Annotated in this window: 20 protein-coding genes; 8 read left to right on the forward strand and 12 right to left on the reverse strand. The window is 62.4% G+C overall.

What is annotated here, in order from left to right:
* Window positions 1–7: 7 nt before the first annotated feature.
* The 8 genes from AC5SSZ_RS15775 to AC5SSZ_RS15810 form a co-directional block, all read right to left on the reverse strand.
* On the reverse strand, window positions 8–460 hold the full coding sequence (locus AC5SSZ_RS15775) for a tellurite resistance TerB family protein (RefSeq protein ID WP_495438751.1): 453 nt from the start codon (window positions 458–460) through the stop codon (window positions 8–10).
* Window positions 461–491: 31 nt separating this feature from the next.
* Window positions 492–1,088, reverse strand: a complete 597-nt coding sequence (locus AC5SSZ_RS15780) for a TerD family protein (RefSeq protein WP_495438753.1) — start codon at window positions 1,086–1,088, stop codon at window positions 492–494.
* Window positions 1,089–1,185: 97 nt separating this feature from the next.
* Complete coding sequence (locus tag AC5SSZ_RS15785) at window positions 1,186–1,890, reverse strand: TerB family tellurite resistance protein (RefSeq protein ID WP_495438755.1); 705 nt, start codon at window positions 1,888–1,890, stop codon at window positions 1,186–1,188.
* Window positions 1,887–2,813, reverse strand: a complete 927-nt coding sequence (locus AC5SSZ_RS15790; protein WP_495438757.1) for an HpcH/HpaI aldolase/citrate lyase family protein — start codon at window positions 2,811–2,813, stop codon at window positions 1,887–1,889. Before AC5SSZ_RS15790 ends, AC5SSZ_RS15785 begins: the two co-directional genes overlap by 4 nt.
* Window positions 2,813–3,913 (reverse strand): cysteine protease StiP domain-containing protein, encoded by a 1,101-nt coding sequence (locus tag AC5SSZ_RS15795; RefSeq protein WP_495438759.1) that lies wholly within the window; start codon window positions 3,911–3,913, stop codon window positions 2,813–2,815. Before AC5SSZ_RS15795 ends, AC5SSZ_RS15790 begins: the two co-directional genes overlap by 1 nt.
* Window positions 3,914–3,916: 3 nt before the next feature.
* Window positions 3,917–4,669: a hypothetical protein gene (locus AC5SSZ_RS15800; RefSeq protein WP_495438761.1), complete on the reverse strand. Its 753-nt coding sequence runs from the start codon at window positions 4,667–4,669 to the stop codon at window positions 3,917–3,919.
* Window positions 4,666–5,877, reverse strand: a complete 1,212-nt coding sequence (locus tag AC5SSZ_RS15805; RefSeq protein ID WP_495438762.1) for a phosphoribosyltransferase domain-containing protein — start codon at window positions 5,875–5,877, stop codon at window positions 4,666–4,668. Before AC5SSZ_RS15805 ends, AC5SSZ_RS15800 begins: the two co-directional genes overlap by 4 nt.
* Window positions 5,878–5,969: 92 nt before the next feature.
* On the reverse strand, window positions 5,970–6,641 hold the full coding sequence (locus AC5SSZ_RS15810) for a DUF1523 family protein (protein WP_495438764.1): 672 nt from the start codon (window positions 6,639–6,641) through the stop codon (window positions 5,970–5,972).
* 284 nt (window positions 6,642–6,925) lie between these two features.
* Here AC5SSZ_RS15810 and AC5SSZ_RS15815 point away from each other — a divergent pair.
* The 8 genes from AC5SSZ_RS15815 to AC5SSZ_RS15850 all read left to right on the forward strand — a co-directional run bounded on the left by AC5SSZ_RS15815 (window position 6,926) and on the right by AC5SSZ_RS15850 (window position 15,212).
* Window positions 6,926–7,683 (forward strand): IS5 family transposase gene (locus AC5SSZ_RS15815; RefSeq protein WP_495436877.1). Its coding sequence is split into 2 segments (ribosomal slippage): window positions 6,926–7,244 and window positions 7,244–7,683, totalling 759 coding nucleotides; the frame shifts between segments, so codons are not numbered across the junction.
* Window positions 7,684–7,736: 53 nt separating this feature from the next.
* The gene (locus AC5SSZ_RS15820; RefSeq protein ID WP_495438766.1) at window positions 7,737–8,765 is read left to right on the forward strand and encodes a DUF4236 domain-containing protein; all 1,029 of its coding nucleotides are present in this window, start codon (window positions 7,737–7,739) and stop codon (window positions 8,763–8,765) included.
* A 97-nt stretch (window positions 8,766–8,862) separates the two neighbouring features.
* Complete coding sequence (locus AC5SSZ_RS15825; protein WP_495438768.1) at window positions 8,863–9,501, forward strand: vWA domain-containing protein; 639 nt, start codon at window positions 8,863–8,865, stop codon at window positions 9,499–9,501.
* A gap of 67 nt (window positions 9,502–9,568) precedes the next feature.
* Complete coding sequence (locus tag AC5SSZ_RS15830) at window positions 9,569–10,207, forward strand: vWA domain-containing protein (protein ID WP_495438770.1); 639 nt, start codon at window positions 9,569–9,571, stop codon at window positions 10,205–10,207.
* A gap of 1 nt (window position 10,208) precedes the next feature.
* Window positions 10,209–11,267, forward strand: a complete 1,059-nt coding sequence (locus AC5SSZ_RS15835; protein ID WP_495438772.1) for a TerY-C metal binding domain-containing protein — start codon at window positions 10,209–10,211, stop codon at window positions 11,265–11,267.
* Window positions 11,264–13,042 carry a PP2C family serine/threonine-protein phosphatase gene (locus tag AC5SSZ_RS15840; protein ID WP_495438773.1) on the forward strand — a complete coding sequence of 593 codons (1,779 nt, stop codon included), beginning with the start codon at window positions 11,264–11,266 and terminating at the stop codon, window positions 13,040–13,042. Before AC5SSZ_RS15835 ends, AC5SSZ_RS15840 begins: the two co-directional genes overlap by 4 nt.
* Window positions 13,039–14,526 (forward strand): helix-hairpin-helix domain-containing protein, encoded by a 1,488-nt coding sequence (locus AC5SSZ_RS15845; RefSeq protein WP_495438775.1) that lies wholly within the window; start codon window positions 13,039–13,041, stop codon window positions 14,524–14,526. The genes AC5SSZ_RS15840 and AC5SSZ_RS15845 overlap by 4 nt, the downstream gene beginning before the upstream one ends.
* A gap of 248 nt (window positions 14,527–14,774) precedes the next feature.
* Window positions 14,775–15,212 (forward strand): tellurite resistance TerB family protein, encoded by a 438-nt coding sequence (locus tag AC5SSZ_RS15850; RefSeq protein WP_495438776.1) that lies wholly within the window; start codon window positions 14,775–14,777, stop codon window positions 15,210–15,212.
* A 224-nt stretch (window positions 15,213–15,436) separates the two neighbouring features.
* Here AC5SSZ_RS15850 and AC5SSZ_RS15855 read toward each other — a convergent pair whose 3' ends face one another.
* From AC5SSZ_RS15855 to AC5SSZ_RS15870, 4 genes are all read right to left on the reverse strand, one after another.
* Window positions 15,437–16,609, reverse strand: coding sequence for an IS5 family transposase (locus tag AC5SSZ_RS15855; protein WP_495438777.1), 1,173 nt, complete (start codon window positions 16,607–16,609; stop codon window positions 15,437–15,439).
* Window positions 16,610–17,013: 404 nt separating this feature from the next.
* Window positions 17,014–18,099, reverse strand: a complete 1,086-nt coding sequence (locus AC5SSZ_RS15860) for an IS110 family RNA-guided transposase (RefSeq protein ID WP_495438779.1) — start codon at window positions 18,097–18,099, stop codon at window positions 17,014–17,016.
* Between the two features lie 148 nt (window positions 18,100–18,247).
* Window positions 18,248–20,044, reverse strand: a complete 1,797-nt coding sequence (locus tag AC5SSZ_RS15865; protein ID WP_495438780.1) for a plasmid recombination protein — start codon at window positions 20,042–20,044, stop codon at window positions 18,248–18,250.
* A gap of 1,106 nt (window positions 20,045–21,150) precedes the next feature.
* Window positions 21,151–21,318 carry a ribbon-helix-helix domain-containing protein gene (locus AC5SSZ_RS15870; protein WP_495438782.1) on the reverse strand — a complete coding sequence of 56 codons (168 nt, stop codon included), beginning with the start codon at window positions 21,316–21,318 and terminating at the stop codon, window positions 21,151–21,153.
* Window positions 21,319–21,382: the final 64 nt, after the last annotated feature.

The following is a 21,382-nucleotide window of genomic DNA, read 5'->3' on the forward strand; positions in this document are numbered from 1 at the left end:
CGGGCGATCAGAGATCGAATTCCGCGGGATCCAGGCCCAGATCCTTGGCGATCATGCGCACCATGGCCTGTTCGTCGGCATCGAAATCGCCATCCGCCGCGCCGATGGCGCACACGACGCGGATCAGCAGGCGTGCCTGGCCATCCTTACCACGGATCTTGCCGATCGTCTTCAGGGCGTTGGCCTTGCCGATCTCGTGATCGAATTCGAAATCGACAGCCGCCTTGTTGAAGATCTCGATCACCTGGCGGATGTCGAAATGCTTCAGCTCGTCGGAGCGCTCGAGAAACTGCGCCATCTTCTGCTTCTCGGACGCATCGATCGAACCATCGGCCGCGGCGACCAGCGCGCAGCCCGACACGACCGCTTCCATGAAGGCGCGGTTCTGGAATTTGCTGACCTCGGCGGCGAGGTTCGCCCGGGCCTTGGTGACGTTTTCACGCAGCCAGTTCATCGGCATGATCGTGATCTCCCTTCGTGTGGAATGAGGTTCAGAGAACCGCGACGGCATCCTTGGCGATGTCTTTCACGGTGCGGCCCTGGCAGGGCTTGCCGTGTGCGGTCATGTGCCAGCCGTCCGAACTCTTCGACATGGACGCCATGACGACCCCGGTGTGCTGGCCCTGTTCGGTCAGGGTGTAGCGGCACAGCTCCTTGTCGTTGGTGTCGTCCACCAGGCGGGCGAAGGCGTTCTCGACCTCGTTGAAGGTCTGGCCGCGGAAGCTGTTCACGGTGAAGACGAGATGCGTCGCGTTCGACGGCAGCTTGGTGAGGTCGACATAGATGACCTCATCATCCCCGTCGCCCTGGCCGGTCAGGTTGTCGCCGCCGTGCTTGATGGAACCATCCTTTGATTTTAGCTGCGAAAAGGACACCGTGTCGATCACCTGCTTGCCGGAATCGAGCATGATTACGCTGGCATCGAGGTCGATGTCGCCGCCGCCCCCGCCGCCGAAGATGCCGCCCAGAAAGCCACCTTTCTTCTGCTCGACCGGGTCCCATCCGAGACCCATGAATACCTTGGTCAGGCCCGCCCCGCTGTCTTTCGACAAATTGATCGTCTGGCCTTTGCTCAGCGAAATGCCCATGATTCTGTTTCTCCTTCTCCCGTGGTATAACAAACAGATGCTGCACTATCACGTATAGATGCAGCGCTCACGCGCAAACTGCGGTGCGCAAGTGGAATTAGAAGTTCTGTATCAAGTCAGGGTCGTTCTGGAGCTCGGCGCGAATTTCTTCGAAAGCGGCGTTCACGTCCACGAGGCGCGCATTGGCCAGCTCGATCATCTCTTCCGGAAGGCCCCGCGCCTGGATCCTGTCGGGATGGTTTTCGCGCAAAAAAGCCCGGCGCGCCTGCCGGATCTCTTCCCAGCTCGCATCCCGTGAAACCCCGAGCACCCGGTAGGGATCTCGAAACTCCGGAACATGGCGTGCCTTCAAGTCATGGTAGACCTCATCTCCTATTCGGAAAATCCTTGTGACCTCAGCAAGATAAGCATCTTCATTGGGGTGGTACTCGCCATCTGCCATGGCGATGTGGAACAAGCCGTCAAGAACGTCGCGCAGGATATCCCGCCCATTCGGGTGACCCTGGACGACGCGGGCCATCTTCCGGGCGTACTCCTCGAACCCGGTCGTCTCTTGCCGGCACAGGTTGTAGACCCGTGCCGCGTTCTGCTCCTCGTGCGGTGGAATATCGAAAATCCGGCGAAACATGGTGACTTCGTTCCGGGTCACCACCCCGTCGGCTTTCGCGATTTTTGCCGAAAGTGCGATGAAAGAAATCGAGAAGGCGACCGTGTCCGCCGGGGGTTTCGGATCGAAAGCACCCCGACGCAGCTTTTCCAACCGCTTGAGGATACGCTGCCAGAGGGATGGCCGTGGTGTCATCCGAATGCGGACTCTTCTTCCTGATCAAAACCTTTATCCACCATACCGAAAAAGCGGGCGCGTGAAACCGTCCGTTCGGCCCACGCGGTATGCGTCGAAGGTTCGCACATGACACCGCCGACCTGAAAGACGGCCTTTGCCCGGGAGTCCAGGATGGCGCGGGCACTTTCCAGTTCATCGGGCGAGACGCGAAACGCCTCTGCCACGACCGGCGCCTGGGCGGGATGGATGATCGTCTTCGACACGAAGCCGGCCGCAACGTCCCGCTCGACCTCTCTGCGCAACGTCTCGAGGTCGTCGATCACGTCGAAAACCGGCGCTGCAACCGGATGGCCGGCCGATGTCAGGATCGACGACACCATGGACAGAACCCAGGCAAGCGGTCCATCCCAGGACATCACGCCGCGCGTACGGCGCAGACCCATGGAGGACAGCAGGTCGTTCCCGCCGATCCGGATGGCTGCGATGCGGCCCTCATCTGACGCATGATCATCAAGAACGTCCCGGATCGCGACGATCTGGCCGGAATCGAAAAACGTGGCGCTCTCGAGGGTCGGCATGATGCTCAGGCCAGTCTCGTGGGCCATGGCGAGCCATTCGGGCAGCGTATCGGGCAGGACCTTCGGCGCGACGATCCCGTCGATGGCGGTCCCGGCGGCGCGCGCGCAGAGATCCTGCGCCATCGCCCGGTTGCGCGGTCGCAGGAAGGCACGGACGGGAAGCTGATCCGGCAGATTGCGCAGCAGGATGTCGAGGCGCGAGAGGCCGTCCGAGACGTCCTCTTCTGCCAGCGCGTCTTCCAAGCACAGGACCACCGATCCGGCCGGCGGAGACACGCGCCCGTGCAAGATGTCCGCGACGCGCGGGTGCGAAACCGGCATGTACAGCGTGGCGCCGAGCGAATAGGCTGCGAACCGGGACATCAGGACACCTTCTCGATCAGGGTGATGGCCCGATAGGGGCCGGTGACCGCGGCGTCGATTTCCATTGGAACATCGTCGCTTCGGCACAGGTGAACGAGCGCGGAAAGGTCAGGGTCCGTGGCGTCGTGCAGGAACACCCTGTGCGGACGCCGGCGCAAGACGGCGCGCGTGGCCTCGGCGATCCCCGGCTTGATCCGGTTGAGCGTATCGACACCGTGCCGGTCGGCAATCGCGCCGACGCAGACCGCGGCCCGTGCTCGCAAGGCCGCACATAGATCGGGATCGGATTGTGCAGGGCGGGCCTCTGCAAGAGCCGCATCGAGGCCCAGGGTCACGCGATCGACGAAATCCCGGGATTTGTCGATGTCCGCAAGATGATCGACGGCCATGGCGCCATGGAAATCGTCGGGCCCGAGGAGATCGGATTTCAGGATCGAGCGGGAAATCAGGCCGGACACATTGGCGCCCAGGATACCGGACGGGATCAGCCAGTCGTCATGCGATCCTGACAGCCAAGCATAGCCCGATGGATCGGCCAGGACGACAAGGCGCGGATCCGCACCGCTCATGGCGCGCCAGGCGCGGGAGAGCTCTCCCGAGATTGCGCCCTTCCCGGTCCAGCCGTCGACAAAAAGAACATCCGCGTCCGGCCGCTCCGCCTGGACATGAAGCATCGCGTTCGCATCGAGACCGCGGTCACGGATGATCGAGACGCCGTAATGCGCGACATCGATCCCGATCCGGGTAAGCGCGCGGCGCAGAAGGACGCCATAGGGCAGCCCGGCGCGCACGAGCGAACACAGGCTGATCCGTGGTGAGAGCGTTCCCGCTTCGATCTCTGCCGCGATACCCTTTGCGATCGCAGCGATATCGGTGGCAAGGCGCGTTTCGTGACGTGCGAGCGCTTCCTCGTAGATCTCGAGATACCGCGCATCGGGACGCCGTTCCTCCGAGATCATCTCGGAATAATGCGCCTGGCCGGACTGGATCAGGCGTTCCTTCTCGGCGACGTCGGTCGGTGCGATGTCGATCGGCGTGAGAAGCGGAGTGACATCTGCCGACGCATAGCTGTGCCGGATCGTGCGGAGGGTGTCGAGCATGGATCACTGGCTCCCGATATTGGTATCGATTTGCGATCCCGGCGGGATCATCATCAGGTGGCAGGACCGCATGAACGGCAGGTCGGTCAGGCTGTCGCCCATCCCGAACCGCATAGCGTCACCACCGATCACCGCATCCAGATGCGCGACCGCGCGCTGCTTGGAAATACCGACAGGCGTGAAGCTCAGGTTGTTGCCGTTGCGGTGATGGGTGAACTCGGCCCCGGCAACCTGTGCCAGGTCGTCCTCGATGTCGTCGAGCCAGCGCTCGTCGCCGTTCGACTTCACGCAGAAATAGATCGGCATGCCGTATTCCTCGACGATCCAGTGACGAAAGCGCGTCTCGGATTGCGAGGCATCCTCGGTGTTGCAGGTGACCGTGACCTCGTTCAGAATCTCCAGGCCGACCCGCGCCGCATTGGACAGGTCGCGCACCGTTTCCTGCCAGTCCGCAAGTGGCATGCCATCCGGCTGCAGGATGACGGCCCCGTTCGCGGCCACCTTCCAGTGGTGAAAGGGGATCTGGCATCGCGACAGGGCGTCCGTCGAGCGTGCGGTAACCGGGATCACGCGGGTCGCATCCTGGAGCCAGTCCAGCATCCGCGCCTGATCGGCGGTCATATAGGAATGATGCCCGTTGGTCGCAATGGCGCCGAGACGTATCTCGCACGCGGGTTCGGTCATTTTCCGGGATGTCTGGAACAGCGTGTCATCCAGATCCGTGTAGAGAACGGGCCGACGATCAATCGTGTTCACAGGATTTCTCCCTGCATGGTGCGCACCGCGTCGGGCGTGATCACGACTCCGGACCCGAGCGTATCGCGCAGACCGGACGGGATCCCGTCGAACGTGTTCTCGGAAAAGATCATCACGTGATCCCAGGCGTCCGGCTGGACGTTGTTGAGATACATCGCCATGCCCAGGCCGTAGTGGTCGGGAAACGTGATCTGGTGCGGCACGACGGGGCCGCGGGCCACGGGAGATCGCGTGGTCGCGATGAAGCGTGTTGTGAAGCCCGCGTTCTCGATGCCTTCGGCTGCAAGAAACGGATGCCAGACATCTTCTCCGGTTCCGACGACCAGCACGCGAGCGTTTTTCGGGATGTCCGGGATCAAGCTTCCCGAGACGATGTCCCGCCACGCCCGGCGCTCCTTGGAATGGGCTTGCGCATCGATCCCGGATCGCGGCACCGCGAACGAAACCTCGGATCCCGGGGACCAGGGCGCGCAACAGGGAGCGCAACCCGGGGGCAGGGGGTTCGGATCGACACCCGGCGCCGGCTCCCAAGCGTATCGACCAGACAGGAGCGATACCGTTTCGACCAAGGCATCGGGGAAGATCGCCTCGACCGAGTCCCGGCTTTTCCCGTTCGACCAGTCGGTCAACGTGACGAGCACGACGCGGGCCGGGGTCTCTCCGACGCTCGCAAGACCTTCTGCGAGGCCGGCAAACGTCTTGCCGGTCGTTGTCTCGTCGTCGACCAGGACGAGTGTCGAATCCGGTTCGTGCGTCATGCCCGCAAAGGCCGGGCGCATGATCATGTGATCGACCGCGTGGCTGTGCTCCTCGCGCGTCGTGAACCACGGCGTCTCGCCGTCCGGGATGAAGCGCGTCGTCGGAAGATAGGCCATGGAATGGCCCTTCATCTTGCGAGACAAGACATCGAAAACGCCGAGACCAAGCCCGATTGCCGTTTCGGCATAGCTCATGACGAGAACCGGGCCGGTTCCGAGGTGTGGGGTGACCCGCTCCGCCAGGGCACGAAGCGCCTTGCGATGCGCGTCCGGGCGAACCGGGATATGACGCCCGAGAACAGTCGAAACGAACAGGAAGGCCCGTTTCGGGTTCTGACGCTCCGCTACCCGGAACAGGTCGTCCTGCGCGCTGTGCGTGATCGAAAGCGAAAGGCTTCCGGTGCTGAGGACATGGGTGTCCGTACCCGGTGCCGTGGTTGTGGTCGTCATGATAATTCCCCTGCCTCATGGTCGGCATAATTCCCCTGTCTCATGGTCGGCATAATTCCCCTGTCTCATGGTCGGCTGACGCTGTGGCGACGTCAGTCGCCACTCCCGCCGCCGCTGGACGACCCGTCATTGCCTCCAAGAAAATCCTCGAGAGCCTTGTCGCGGCTTTGCACGTCCTGCCTGGATGCATCGCGATCCGCGCGCTCCTGCGCTTTCCGCTCGGCCTCGGCAGCCGTTTCGGCTTCGCGTTCCGCGCGGGCCTCCGCGATCCGGATCCGGATCCGGCGCACACGCCAAGCCGTGTATCCAAGGCCGCCTGCAAGCAGGGCCAGGAAAACGATGTTGAACAGCGGCAGGTGACGGTAGCCGGGATCGACCTCCCAGACCGAAGTCGCGTTGGGAAACATCGAGAACAGCGGCAGGCGCCACCCGTAGTGCCGGATGGCGACGGCGTTTTCCTCGTTCTGGCTGATCGAGCGCGCCCGGGTGTGCAGGTCGGAGCTGTCGAACTTGCCGTAGAGCAGCGCATCCTCGTTGCGGTAGTTGCGGACCGCGCCGCTCTCCGTTTCCGCGAGGATGAAGTAGACATCGGCCGTCAGCATGCCGGTATCGGTATTCGTCTCGCCCGCATTCTGGGGCGCGTCGACGCGCTTCACGTCCGTTCCCACGATGCGCACGACATCCACCTGCGGCAGGCTGTAATGCAGGACGGACGCGACGGTCGTCACGATCGCGCCCAGCAAGGCGTACTTGATCCACTTCATAGGAATCCCCTTGGCGTTGCATTCTATTTGTCTCACTTCTAGCAGATTTCGCAGGAGGAACGAAGGCGCTTTCAGGACAACGTAATGTACGTTTTGTGCATGCAGCCTCGGAGTATCCGTTTTGATCAAGCGGCTTTTTCGGTCCACATTGCCAAAAATGACGCACGTTCGCGTCAAAGCGCCTATTCCAAGAGTCTTTCAGCAGTCTGTTAAAGCCCTAGGGTCAGGATGCATTGATTTTCCTGTAGAGGTCTGATTCACGGCTCCCAAAACGGAGCGGTGATATGAGCGATCTTTACTGGCTGAGCGATGCGCAGATGGCGAAGTTGGAGCCTTTCTTTCCCAAATCCCACGGCAAGCCGCGTGTTGACGATAGGCGCGTGTTGAGTGGCATTATATTCATCAATCGCAATGGGTTACGGTGGCGGGATGCCCCAGCGGCCTATGGACCTCACAAGACCCTTTACAGCCGTTGGAAGCGGTGGAGCGAGAAAGGCATCTTTGCTCGGATGCTCCTGGAACTGGCTGATCAGGGCAGCAAGACCGACACGCTGATGATCGACGCAACCCATCTCAAGACGCACCGCACGGCCTCCAGCCTAGGGCTGAAAAAGGGGGGCGTGGCCGCCTGATCGGACGCACGAAGGGCGGGATGAACTCGAAACTGCATGCCGTCACCGACGCGGCAGGCCGCCCGCTGCGGATGTTTCTGACGGCGGGCCAGCGGAGCGATTACATCGGCGCGCGGGCGCTTCTGGATGCTCTGCCGCCCGCCAAACATCTGCTGGCAGATCGTGGCTATGATGCCGATTGGTATCGTGAAGCCCTTGAAGACAAAGGGATAACTCCCTGCATCCCATCGCGAAAGAACCGCAAGGTCCCGATCCCCCACGATGAGGCCCGCTACCGCAAACGCCACAAGATCGAGAACAGCTTCGCGCGGCTCAAGGATTGGCGAAGGGTCGCGACCCGCTACGACAGATGCCCGAAGGTCTTCCTGTCCGCATGTGCCTTGGCCGCTGTGGTCATGTTCTGGTTATGAATCCTGACCCTAAGCAGATTGAAATGACTAAAAAACTTTGCTAGTATGCATTTATGCCGTTCAGATTTTTCCGCCGCAAGCAGATCTTTCCCGGGGTCACGTTGAACATGTCGAAATCAGGGCCATCCCTGTCTTTTGGTCCGCGCGGGCTGAAGCACACGATCGGGCCTAGGGGGCGGCGGACGACTGTGGGTCTGCCGGGGACCGGGCTGCACTACACCACGCAGCACGGCAAGCAGAAGCGCGCATCGCGCAAGAATGCCACCCCGATGCCGGAACCCGAGGACCGCCTCGATGCGGCGGACGCAGAACGCGCGGAGGCCGAGGCCGATCGTGCGCTTCTTCAGGCCATCATCGCGTTCCAGTCCGGACAGGACGACCGGGCTGCAAAGGCGTTGGATCCGATCCGTGACACGGCTGACGGCCTCTGGCTTTCAGGCCTCATTCATGTCCGCGCGCAGCGCTGGGATGACGCGCGCGCCGATTTCGAGGCTGCGCTGAAAGAGGAAGACGCCCTGGGATCCCGATTTTCGGCAAACGGCGTGTCCGCATCGATCGAGATGGCCATCACCCCGGAGATCACCGCGGTGATCGCGCCCACGGGGCATGCGACGCGCCTTGTCCTGGCCGAGTGCTGCCAGGCGGCCGGACATCTCGGAATGGCCGCTCACGTGATCGTCGATGCGCTCGAGGCGGATCGGACCGATCCCGTTCTCGCGATTTCCCTGGCCGAGATTGCGCTCGAGGCGTCCGAGGCCGGTACGCCGGTCCTCAAGATGGCAACGCTTGCCCCCTATCTCGATCGCCCGGCCGACGACCCCGTGATCGCCGCCAGCCTCGCGCTCTACCGGGCGCGTGTCGCGGTTTCTCTCGATCATCACGCCGATGCGGTGCAACGGTACGGATTGGTCTCGGGCCTTGCCGAGGGCTCCGAGGATGCAGACGATCTCACCAAGGTGGCGCTTTACGAACAGGCCCTTTCCTACCGTGAAATGGGCGATCGGACACAATTCCGCCAGACCCTGTCAGCGCTCTACGCCCGCGATCCCGATTTCGCGGACATCCGGGCCCTCTTGTCATGACCTCTCGACCGTTCTGAAAATCACCACGCCGGGGTTGAAGTCCGCATCCCGCGCGCGCCTGTCTCAAGATGCGGACCCAAGGACAAGAAGGCCTGCCATGAACAGAAAGCTCCCCGTCTACCTGCTTCTCGACACGAGCACATCGATGCGCGGCGAGGCCATCGCGGCCGTCCGCTCCGGTCTGGATCTCATGGTTTCGAGCCTGCAGCAGGACCCGCAGGCGCTCGAGACCTCCTGGTTGTCGGTGATTACCTTCGACAGCGATGCGAAACAGGTGGTCCCGCTGACCGAGCTTGCGGATTTCCAGGCGCCGAAAATCGAGGCCAACGGGATGACCGCGCTCGGCAAGGCCCTGCGTCTCGCCGCCGATTGCATGAAGCGCGAAGTCACCCGGTCCTCTGCTACAGAGAAGGGGGACTGGAAGCCCCTGGTGTTCCTGATGACGGACGGAATGCCCAATGACGATTGGGAAGCCGGACTCGATGCGTTTCGCGACGCAAAGCCCGGCATGGTCGTGGCCTGCGGTGCCGGCCCCCAGGCCGACACGTCCGTGCTTTCGCAGATCACCGAGGCCGTCGTGACGCTCGACACCGCGGACGCTTCGACCATCGCGGCCTTTTTCAAGTGGGTGACCGCCTCGATCGGGGTTTCTTCGAACAAGGTCGATCTGCGCAAGAAGGATATCGGCACGCTCGACGAGCTGCCGCCGCCGCCGCCCGAGATCCGGCTGACCTGATCGTCGGATCCGGACATCACCACCCAGCCCGCGATCCAGCGGACGCCCCATGCACAAGGACCGTTTCATGAGCCGTCGTCTTCCCGTCTACCTGATCCTCGATACCAGCGGCTCGATGCGGGGTGAGCCGATCGAAAGCGTCAACACGGGTCTCGAAACCCTTCTTGGCGCCCTGCGCCAAGACCCGTACGCGCTCGAGACGATCCACCTGACGGTGATGTCCTTCGACCGCGAAGTGAAGACGGTCGTTCCGATGACCGCGCTGGAGGACGTGATCCTGCCTCGCATCACCACGCCGGATTCAGGTCCCACGCATCTCGGCGAGGCACTCGGTGTTCTTGCCAAGCAGGCCGCCAGCGATGTGCGAAAGGGCACCCCTGACGCGAAAGGGGACTGGGCGCCGATCCTGATCGTCATGACGGATGGCAAGCCGTCCGATCTCGCCGCCTTCGAGGAGAACACGCCGCGCGTGAAATCGATCGGCTTTGCCAACATCATCGGCTGCGCAGCAGGACCGAAAGCCCGGCGCGAGGATCTCGAGACGTTCTGCGACACGGTGGTCACCCTCGAGACGATGGATGCCAACATGTTCCAGAGCTTTTTCAAATGGATGACGGAGGTCATCGCCCAGGGCGGGCGCAGCGTGGGATCGGGACAGAAGGACTCGCTGCCGCCCCCGCCGGCCGAGATCAACGTGGTTCTCTGAGATGCGCAAGTTTCCCGTCTACATCGTTGTCGATGTCTCCGAGTCGATGGCCGGCGACACGCTCACCACGCTCGAACAGGGCATGCGCGCGATCACATCGGACCTGATGACGGATCCGAACGCGCTGGAAACCGTCTGGATTTCGGTCATCGCCTTTGCAGGACGGACGCGCACGCTCTGCCCCATGACCGAGCTCGCCGATTTCGCGCCGCCGCATCTGCCGGTTGGCGGAGGAACCGCACTCGGGGACGCGCTGACCCATCTCATGGACGCGATCGACCGGGACGTGCGCCGCAGCACGGCAAGCGCGAAGGGGGATTGGCGGCCGCTGGTCTTCCTGCTCACCGATGGCGTTCCGACCGACAACCCGGAGCAGGCCATCCGCCGGTGGGAGCGCGACTACGCCAATCGCGTCTCGCTCGTTGCCGTGTCGATCGGGGGCATGGCCGATGCACGGCTCCTGCGCCGGATTGCCGAGGATGTCATCACCCTCGACGACACCGTGGAGGGGTCGTTCCGTCGGTTCATAGCCTGGATCACGAACTCGGTGAAGGCCTCGTCTCAAAGCGTCACCGCGGGCAAGGGGATCTCGCTGGCCAAGGTCGACGACCGCGACAGCGGCCAGGCCGCCGGCGGTCTGCCCTATGAGGGCGTAGACGATCGCTATGCGGTCTTTACCGGGCGCTGCGCGCGCACGAAGGCCCCCTACATCGTGAAATACGAGCGCCACATGGGCCGCTTCGAGACCGATGACGCCCGGCTGTCCGAGCTCTTCCAGACGCGCGCCTACGCGCTGCAGGCTGCCGTCGCCGTCCAGGAGGACTATTTCGACCTGTCCGGCCCGGACAAGGGTGGTGCCAATGTCAGCAGTGAAGATCTGATCGGCCAGCCGGGATGTCCGCACTGCCAGGCGCCCTTCGGCATGGCGAAGTGCAGCTGCGGGCGCATCCATTGCGTCAGAAGAGACGGCGCGCAGACATGCCCCTGGTGCGGCAACCGCGGGCTTTACGGTGCAGCCAGCTCGGGTGCCGGGTTCGATATCTCGCGGGGGCAGGGATGACGGAAAAACCAGAATATCCGGTTGAAAGCGAAGCACGTATGGAGCGGCTCGCCAAGGCTTTATCGGATTTCCTCATCGTTCTGAAACGAGAACATGTGCCCTGCAACATGGACGTGCCCGATGCGTTTTCCGGCCTCACCGACGATGAGAAACGAGCCCTTTTCCTGCTGCAGAAGCGCTCCGCGAGACGCAACGCCCGGAAAACGGCCACTGGGCCCGACGCCCTGGCCAAGGCACGCAGGTCACAGGAAGATGGAAAACCGGGACAGGCTGTCAACACGAAGGCCGGTGTCGACCCCGGTGCAGGCACGCCTCTCCAGATTGGAAAGGAGCCAGAGACAACGCGGTCTGCGGATCCGGACCCTGGCCCCGACAAGGCACCCGAGGACCCGCCTGCGCGCCCTCTGACCCCCTCTCCCGAAAGAACCCGCGATGGGGGCGATCCGGCGGAAGGCGCCTCGAAGGGGGCTGATCGCCCGGATTCAGGGAGTGCATCGCCTGACCCCGATCCCGCCGTTCCTGAGGCGAGGACCCCTCAGGAACGGGACAATTCCGCCATCGCGGACGTTCCCGGGATGGGTCAATCGTTTCCCCTGCGCCCCCTGGAAATCCGCCTCCCGAACGCGCGCGTTCGCCAGGCATATTCCGCAGCCTCGGACAGGCCCGTCCTGAAAGTGATTGATGACGCGGGATCAGGATTGTCCGTGGACGCTGACGGCGGGCTTTCCGGGACACCGGAGTGTGCTGGCGATCATGTCCTGTCTCTGGAAATCGCCGATCCCGATGGGTCGCCGCGCCCGGCGACGGCCCGCCTGACGGTGATTGCCGATCCACGTGATCTCTGGGTCAGCCATCCCAGCGATCGCTCCGATCCGTACTGGAAAGAGGACGGCGTGGTTCTCACGCGATCCAGCCCGGAGGCTTTCCTCCTAGCCGGCAGCCTGCGCGGCCGCGGCCACGCCCAGAAAGGTGGCTTTCGGGAGGACGATGTCGCGCTGCGCGTCAATGACGCCGGGTGGCATATCCTGGTCGTTGCAGATGGAGCCGGATCGGCAAAACTTTCGCGCCAGGCCTCCCGCATCGCGGTTGAGGTGGCCGCGGACGCCATCGACGAGCGGACCCGGACTCATCTTGGCGGGCGCCTGGATGGCCGCCTGGCTTCCTGGAGCGTCAATCCGGACGAAGAGATGGCCAGTATCCGGCGGGATCTGCTCTATCCCGTCCTCGCCGGCGCGGCGCTCAAGGCCACGAACGCCCTTGTTGAAGAGTCGAAGGCGAAAGAAACGGACTTCCGCGAATACTCCACGACCTTGTTGTGCGCGATCGCGAAGCGGACGACCCATGGATGGATTCTCGCAAGCTTTTCTGTAGGCGATGGCGGCATCGCGGCCTTCGACGCGGAGGCCGGAACGCTCGACCTGCTCTGCACGCCCGATTCCGGAGAATATGCGGGCCAGACGTATTTCCTGACGCCTGGCCTGTTCGAAGATCCCCAATCCGTCATCGCGCGGATCCATTGCGTCATCCGGCCAGCCTTTACGGGCCTGGTCGCCATGAGCGACGGGATCACGGATCCGTTCTTCCCGACGGGCGCTATGCTCGAGGATCCCGGGACCTGGTCCGGGTTCTGGGCGGGCGAGGTCGAGGCAGGGATCAAGCCGAGGGCCGTGGATCCCGACATGGAGGCGCGGATGATCGACTGGCTGGGATTCTGGTCGAAAGGCAATCACGACGACCGCACCATCGCGCTCCTTATCCCGGAGACCGGCGCATGAGCACGACACGCGTCACGTCCCTGAAGGGCGAGGAGATCGTCTTTCGAAACGAGGTGTCGGCCTCGGGCGGCATGAAGGACATCCATTTCCACCCCGACCGCAAATACGTGGTCGGGTTTTTCCGGGATGTCTCCGACCAGAAGGCGCTGCGCGATCGGCTCTCGGACATCACGACCCGGTACCGGGAGAACCTTCTCGACCAGCCCTCCGGGCCGTTCTGGGAGAAGCATTTCTGCTGGCCGTTCGACGTCGTGGAACACGACGGCAAAATCGGGGTCGTCGCGCCGTTCTACGACAAGGCGTTCTTCTTCGAGCATGGCTCGAACAACGGCGACAAGTTCAAGATCAAGGGCCGCGACAAGGAGGGAAAGTGGTTCGTGGGCTCCCTGCGAGACCGCCATCTGGATCCGAGGGAGAAGGGCACCTGGCTGACCTATTTCCAGATTTGCCTGGCGATGGCGCGCGCCGTGCGCCGCTTGCACATGGCCGGCCTCAGCCATTCGGACCTGAGCTACAAGAACGTGCTCCTCGATCCCACCTCGGGACGCGCCTGCCTGATCGATCTCGACGGTCTCGTGGTTCCCGACAAGCATGCGCCGGATGTTGTTGGCACGCCCGATTTCATCGCCCCGGAAGTCGTGGCCACCCAGCATCTGGACCGGGACGATCCAAACCGGAAGCTGCCGAGCCAGGCCACCGACCGGCACGCACTGGCGGTGCTGATCTACCTCTACCTGTTCTTCCGGCACCCGCTCCGCGGCCGCAAGATCCACGATCCCGACCCGGACAAGGATGAAACCCTGTCCATGGGGTCGGGGGCGCTCTTCGTCGAGCACCCGTCCGACGCGAGCAACCGGGTCCGTGTCGACGATCTGCACCCCTCGGCCCTTCCGTGGGGCGATCCTGGGCAGCGGCCGTTCACGATGGCCGGGCCCCATCTCGAGACGCTGTTCCGCCGCGCCTTCATCGACGGGTTGCACCATCCGGAAAAGCGCCCGTCCCCATCGGATTGGGAAACCGCACTCGTGCGCACGCTCGACATGATCCAGCCCTGCAGCGCGGGCTGCGAGATGGGATGGTACATCTTCGACAACACCCGAAAGCCCGCCTGTCCGCATTGCGGTGCGCCGCACAAGGGCAGCCTGCCAGTGCTCAACCTGTATTCCAGCCGGCAGAAAGGGCGGTTTCACAGCGACGATCACCGCGTCATGGTCTGGAACGGGCAATCCCTCTTTCCCTGGCACGCGAACCGGAAAATCTTCCCGAACGAACACCTGGAGGACGACCAGAAATCCCGCGTGGGGTACTTCCAGGAACACCAGGGCACCTGGTACCTGGTCAACGAAGCCCTTCCGGGCATGAAGGACGTCACATCCGGCAAGGATATTCCGCTGAAAGGGCATGTCGCCCTGACCGACGGGGCACAGATCCTGCTCGATCCGGACGAGGGCGGGCGTCTCGTCCAGGTCCAGATCGCGGGATGAACGCTTAGTGTGTCTCCGACCGCTGAGGCGGCAGTAGAAAATAGCAAAGAGGTGCACAGGTTCTGGCTCCAGCTCCATTGATCAGTGCCGTGCTGGCGGGCTGCGTAAGACGATTTAATGCTGGGTGTGACATGTAGCAAAGTGAGCGCGTCGATCGGTAGCCTGATGGGAGATGGAAAGAAGACAAGGCTTTGCGTGTTGTTGCAAGGCGCGTAACCTTTAAATACGAATTATGCAGGATCAAACAGATGTCAGACCCCGTTCAATCTGAAATCAGTTCAATGGGCGTCCACGATGCGCTTGTTGGAATAATGATCTTATCATCCATGTCAGACGGTGAGGTTAGGGCTTCTGAATTAGAGGTGATTGCGAGTGTAATCGATCATTTTCCGATTTTCGCCAACTATGACCTGTCTAACATTAGACGAGTATTTATCTACATAGAGGGATTTTTGAGTACAGCCGACGGTCTTAAGCGGTTTCTTATATTTGTGCGAGGGGTTTTGCCCCCAAAGGTTCACGAGACGGCATATTTGATAGCATGTGAAGTTGTCGTGGCCGATGGTAAGTTGAAACAATCGGAGCTCAGATTATTGGAGGAGATCGCTTATCATTTGGAACTGGATCCCCTTCATGTCGCGGCGATTGAAAGGTCTGTGAGGGCTAGGTATATCAATCTCCCATGAACTTTTTCATCAGTTTTTCCCGTTTCTCGTAGGTGACGGCCGTAGACTGCGTACATTTCAGCTTGTCGGATTGAATTGCGAGGGAAACAGATCGTCAGTGAGGAGTTAACAGGCCGCTGAATTAGTCACTGATCCGGAAAGCTTTCCCGTCATCGGGTCCGGTTTGACTGATGGGTCAAGTCTGTCGGCGCATCCGCGGCTCGTTTCTGTGTCCATGTTTCCCATTATGCTCCCAGCAACTTTGGTAGCCGGGCAAGGTTGTTGGCGGCCATGGTCAGGATGAAGCGGGATCGGACGCGTTCGACGCCCCGATACATTGTTTGTGCCATGCCGCCGACGGTTTTGGCCCAGCAGAACGGCTCTTCGATCTTCTTTCGGTGCTTCTGGGACAACGCATATCCCTCGTGTCGGGTCGTGCGTCCGTCAATCGCTGAATATCTCGATTTCTGGGCGACGTGGGGCGTGACGCAGACTTGGCGCAGGTCGGACACGAACCCGGCCGCGTCATACCCCTTGTCGGCACCGAGCGTCAGCTGCCGCGTCGATCCGGGGGAATGGCGATGGATCATGTCCAGCGCCGCCTTGCGCTCGGCATGACCGTCGGCCTGGGTCAGATCACCCTGCACGACCAGCCCGTTGCGGTTCTCCATCAGAGTATGCCCCATGAAACACAGCATGGCACCCGCGCCGGGGGATTTCTTGTAAAGGCGCACATCCGGATCGGTGACCGAGGCGTGTGTGGTGTTCGAGCGCTTCTCGCCCTTGAAGTCGACCTCGGCATTGCGGTGGCGGCGGCTGTCGTGGTGCATCGGGTCGGTCTCGGCTGGGGTCTCTGACGGCGGGGGCTCAAGGGTGGTATTCAGGGCGGGCGAATCGCCCAGCCCTTCATCGTCAGGCGGGGTCGCCTCCGCCTTAGGCTGGAAACTCTTCATAGATCCCGAAGCCCTGATGAGCGTTCCATCGACCGAGAAATGCTCGTCCGACAGCAGCGGCGCGACCTCGCGATGCGCCAGGATCGCTGCCATCACCTTTCGCGACATGTCCGTCGTCAGCAGCCGGTCCCGGTTCTTGGTGAATACCGTGGGGACCCATACCGGGTCGTCGATCCCGAGGCCGACAAACCAGCGGAACATCAGGGTGTAATCCATCTGTTCCATCAACTGTCGCTCGGAGCGGACCGAGAACAGGATCTGGAGCAAGCTCGCCCGGATCAGCCGTTCCGGCGGGATCGAGGGGCGGCCGAAATCCGTGTAAAGCACTTCGAATTCGGCATCGAGGCTGGCAAGGGCGTCATTCACCACTTGCCGGATCTTGCGCAGCGGGTGTCGCGGCGGGATCCGCTCCTCCAGATCGACATAGCTGAACAACGACCCGCTCGCCTTGTCCGTCCCGCGCATCTTAACCCCCGCCATTATCGTGCCGAGGATGAATCATGTTCTCAAACCGCTGTCGAGGTGGGACTATTTCAGCACCCTGTTCTCATGATCGATGTCAAGCCCTTGTTTCAATGCAAATATCCCGGCGGTGCTAGGTGCAGCGTGGTGTAGATGCGTAAGGTAGGAGAGGGAACTGAGACAGCGGTTGAGCCAGCTCTCAGTCGCGGGTTGGTTACCGCATGACCGTGATTTCGTTCTGGGCCTGCCTCGGTCTAAATGGCGAGCGTCGACTTTGTCGGCTCATAAGAGGGCACGAGGGTTCCCCACCGCATTCTGCCCCCAACCTTGCGCATCGGCATGTTCGGGCGCGTCTTGTCTTCTCAGCCTTGTGCGTTCGTCCGACAGACCGGCGGAGGCGTCACCGCTCAAGCGATTGCCCAGATGAAGCCAACCATCTCGCGGGCGATGGCCGTGGTGACAACCACCTTCGCTTTTCCAGCCGCGATCAGATGACGGTAGCGCTGGCACATTCGCAGTTGCCCCTTCCATGCAATGTCGCGCACGGCCTTGGGCAAGCTCTCGATCCTGTCGTGAAGCTTGCGACTGACGCGCGCCTGCATCCGGTAGCTCCAGGCACCTTCGATCAAAGCCCTTAAGGCAAGACCGCTCCCGGCTTTCGTGATCCCGCCGCGGCGTACAGTAGCCCCGCTCGAATGCTCGGAGGACGTGAGACCGAGATATGCCATCAGCTGACGCGGATTGTCGAACCGCTGGAAATCCCCGACCTCGGCGACCACCGTTACCGCAACGATGAAAGCCACCCCCCTCATCGCCTGAACCGCCTCGACCACCGGAGCCAACGACCAGCTCGGGAGCAAATCGGCGATCTGCGTTATAAGCCTCTCAACCCGGGCTTCGGCATCGGTGACCGCGTCGACATAGTCCTGAAACACGATCTGCTGCGCCGGGTGCTCGAACCGCACCGCCGTCAGCCAACGACGGTAGGCCACCGTCCAACCCTTCTTGCCCGGGTAGATGCGGCCATGCCTCAGCAGAAAGCCCTGCAAATGCTGGCGCGCCCTTCCAAGAACCCGCATCGCGGTCGCGCGCGCACGAACCAGGTCGTGCATCGCTTTATGCGCCGCATCCGGCACCCACACGGCTGTCAACTCGCCCGCGCGGTGCAACTTGGCCAGCATCACGGCATCGCGGCGGTCCGTCTTCACGCGATCGCCCGCCTTCACCGGAATGAGTGAAGGGGCCACGACAATGCACTCATGACCCAGCTCGACAAGCTGGCGATACAGCCCATAACCGCAGGGGCCTGCCTCGTAGCAGAAATGTAGACGACGTCCGCCGGCGCCAAGCTTCTCCACCAGCTTGCGGACATGATCCGGACGGTGCGGAACCGTGCCCCAGTGACGGACCTCTCCTCCACGTTCGCCCTGCGCGACCGCGACCGAAATCGTCGCCTTATGGACATCCAGTCCGATGAACATGCTATGCTGCATACGGTCTCTCCCCCATTCTTGAGGTTCGGCACCGGCCCATCCGGCGCAACCCTCGAACGGAGAATGCCGCGGGAGAGACCACCGAACCAGTCAGCTCACTCCGCGATCATGGGGTCTAGAACCGGACCACGTTACCGATCCTCGCCGCTCACATCTCGAGCCCGTCCTCCTTGAGATCCGCGATCGTTTCCGCCGTTTCCCCGAGAAGCGCGAGCCCCTCATCCCGAATGAATTTGGGCATGCCCGGCAACTTGAGCCATCTCACGAAGCGACTGAGCAAGAGCTCCAGGCGGTTCAACATCCACTGGGCCCGCGTGGTCTGAGCCTCGGCGGCGTTCTGTTCCCGTTCGAGCTGCTTCTGATCTTCCGCGAGCTGCTCCTGACCCTGGCGCAGCGCGGCTTGATCCGTTTTCAGCGCCTTGCGCTCTCTCATGGTCGCGTCACGGACAACACGCGCATCGCGATGGACGCTCTTCGCTCCGTCAACGACCCTCAAGCCGAGCTCGATCGCGGGCACGATTTCGGGACAAGCGGCCTCAAGACGGTCAGGCACGCTCGCCCGGATACGGCCATCCGGGTCACGGGCGAGCGTGCCCTTGTCGATCTCCTTGACCAGAGCGCCCAATCCGTCGATCACCACGCCGATCCGGTCCCGCGTCTCAGCCGCCCGGGCCTCTTCAATCCGGGTCTGTTCGGCGGCCGCCGTGGCTGCATCCTCGGCCCTAATCCGGTCCTCCTCGGCGGCATCGCGGGCGACCTCGGCCAAAGCCTCGACATCGGCCCGCGCGCGTTCGGCAACGGCAACCGCCCGGTCCGCTTTGGCGCGTCGGGCCCGGGCGTCCGCGATCGCGCGCTTGCGCGATTTCCGCACCGTCACGGTCGCGAGCGCAGTCGCATTGGCAATGATCACGTCGGCCCGTTCCCCCGCGGCCTTCGCGATCCGCGCGGCCTCCTCTCTCGCCGCTTCAACCTTCCGCTCAGCCTCCTTCCGAGCTTCCTCTGCCTCCAGTTTCGCCCGCCGGGCAACCTCGGCCTGCACATCCGCGCGGGCCCGGTCGCGTTGAGCGACAGCGACCTGCCGGTCAGCCTTGGCCTTCCGAGCCTTCGCCTCTGCGATCGCGCGTTTACGCGACTTCTTCACCACGGATTTCGCCAGCGCCACGCCATCCGCGACCGTCGCCTCGGCCTCGGCGCGGCTCGCCTCCCGGATCCGGTCCCGGTCCGCCAGCGCAAGGCGCCGCTGTTCCCGGCGCCAGTCAGACGGTGGAACATGCCGAGGCGGTTCCGGCATCTCAACCCCGGCCGCAAGCGCCTGACGGGCTGCCTCGGCACGTCTCTCACCACGGTGAATTCCAAGATCCACAAACGCCTCACCCGCTAAATCCTGAGCGTATTCATAGTTCGCCAGGAGGGGGTTTGCCGAGGGCTGGAGCAACCACTGTGTTCCCCGGTTCTGGCTGACCTTTTCGACCCAGACGGCGACCGCGAAATGAATGTGCAGCGCCTCTTCATCCTCATCGATATTCACCTCCCGGAGCTGCCCATCAGGGAAATGCTCAAGAAGGAAATCCGTCGCGCGCTGCTTGAACGCCTCGACCCGGTCAGGGTCCCAGTGTTCATGTCCGGTCCCGCCAAACCAGAGCTTGTTCACCGTGATGATCCCCTCCCGAAGCGGGCCGCCGCGCGTGGACTTCCACGGGTCGACGGGCCCGCGCTCGCGCAGCCGTTCGGCTTCGAGGAACCGCCCCTTGCGTTCCCGCGCAGCGATCTCTTCCTCGAAATTGTGCTCCATCGCGGCCGCGATTTCCCCGTGCAGACGCTCGATCCAGTCTGGTCCCCCGACCGGCTGGGTGTTGAGATGTGACAGGTCCATCCGAATATGCGAGAGATCTCCCCCAGTCCGGTTGTCATGCATCTCGCGGCGCTTCAGGTCCCGGGGGAACATGGAGGCGAACCTAAGGACGATCGGCGCGGTCTCTAGGCGGGCGACAGGTTTAGGGTTGTCAAAACGGTGATGGACGGACATGCTCGGGCTCCGGTCAGATTTCGCTGATCCAAGCCTCCGCGAAGTGCGTGAAAAAACGCAGCGAAAAATCCGTGGGGATGTCCGGTCCTTTACTCACTAATGTTTTTGCGCTGTCGGGGAGCCCCCGACACCACAAAAACCGTTCGCGAGGGGGATACCCCCTCGACCCCTTCTCGCGATTCGACCGGCCCGAAAGCCGATCGATCGCTGCGACCAGCAGCCTGCTGGACCCTTCCCACCCTGTCCTTGTTTTGTTTTTCCTGTTCTTTTTCAGCGGGCCAAGTTGGCAATTTGCTCGCCGCAACGCCCCCCACTAATCGCCTTGATCACCTGCTGAGCGCCGGGCTACCGGTCCGGGTGCAGAGGCTGGCCGACCCGGCCATCCTCCGTACCCCGAACCATGGCAAGCCAGAGATACCGCCGCGGTATGGCGCCCCCCTTCCACACGACGGCGCCCCGAAGTTCCGAAGGGCTGTCCCTCTTTCTGCACCCGAACATCGTCACGGTGGTGAGACCTGCCCCGGCATCGCCTTGATCCGCTCGTTGGGTGCATCATGCCCAGCCCGGATCTCGGGCGGCTTGCTGGACCCGACCCGGCAATGATCACGAAAAGGCCCGGACATCCCTGGCCTCGCGGTGGTTTCCCGAACGCACACTGTCCAACCTGCACGCTGATCGTCCGACCCGTCGCACACATGGCCCGCTGGCAGCGCCGCGGCATGTGGCGACCTGGGGTGATCTGACTGCGGTCGAGCACTGACCTGGTTGGCCAAGGCGCTGGCCTTCACAATGGATTCGGGTGTAAGGCCGATCAGGCCTTGCTTCCAGGAACTGCTCGACCGGAGCGGGTGAGTCCGGATCGTGGTCAGCGTAGGGGCAGCTTCAACAGTTTTCTGATAAAAGGGCGCTCAGACAGCTCCGATTTGACCCGGCGCATCAGGGCCTGTCCGATCCAGACTCATCCCCGCCTACACTTTCGGGCTCTGCGAACACGCGCAATGCCGAAAGTCGGACCTACGCCACTTTCACAGCTTCGGCGGGTGCTCATCGATCCAGGCTTGTAGGATCCGCCTGATCATTTCTGGGCGGGTAGGTGGACTTTCTTCAGACCTTCTGAGGGCGTCTATCGCTTCGATCATCTCCTTTCCCAGTCTCAGGGTAAGAGCTTCTGTATTTTTTTTGGGGGGTGCCATAGTATTTTACCATTTTGATGTTGACATCATAATGGCGTAATATCATATTGAACGAGCGGGGGCA

Source organism: Phaeobacter sp. CC-HEC084 (assembly GCF_059429255.1).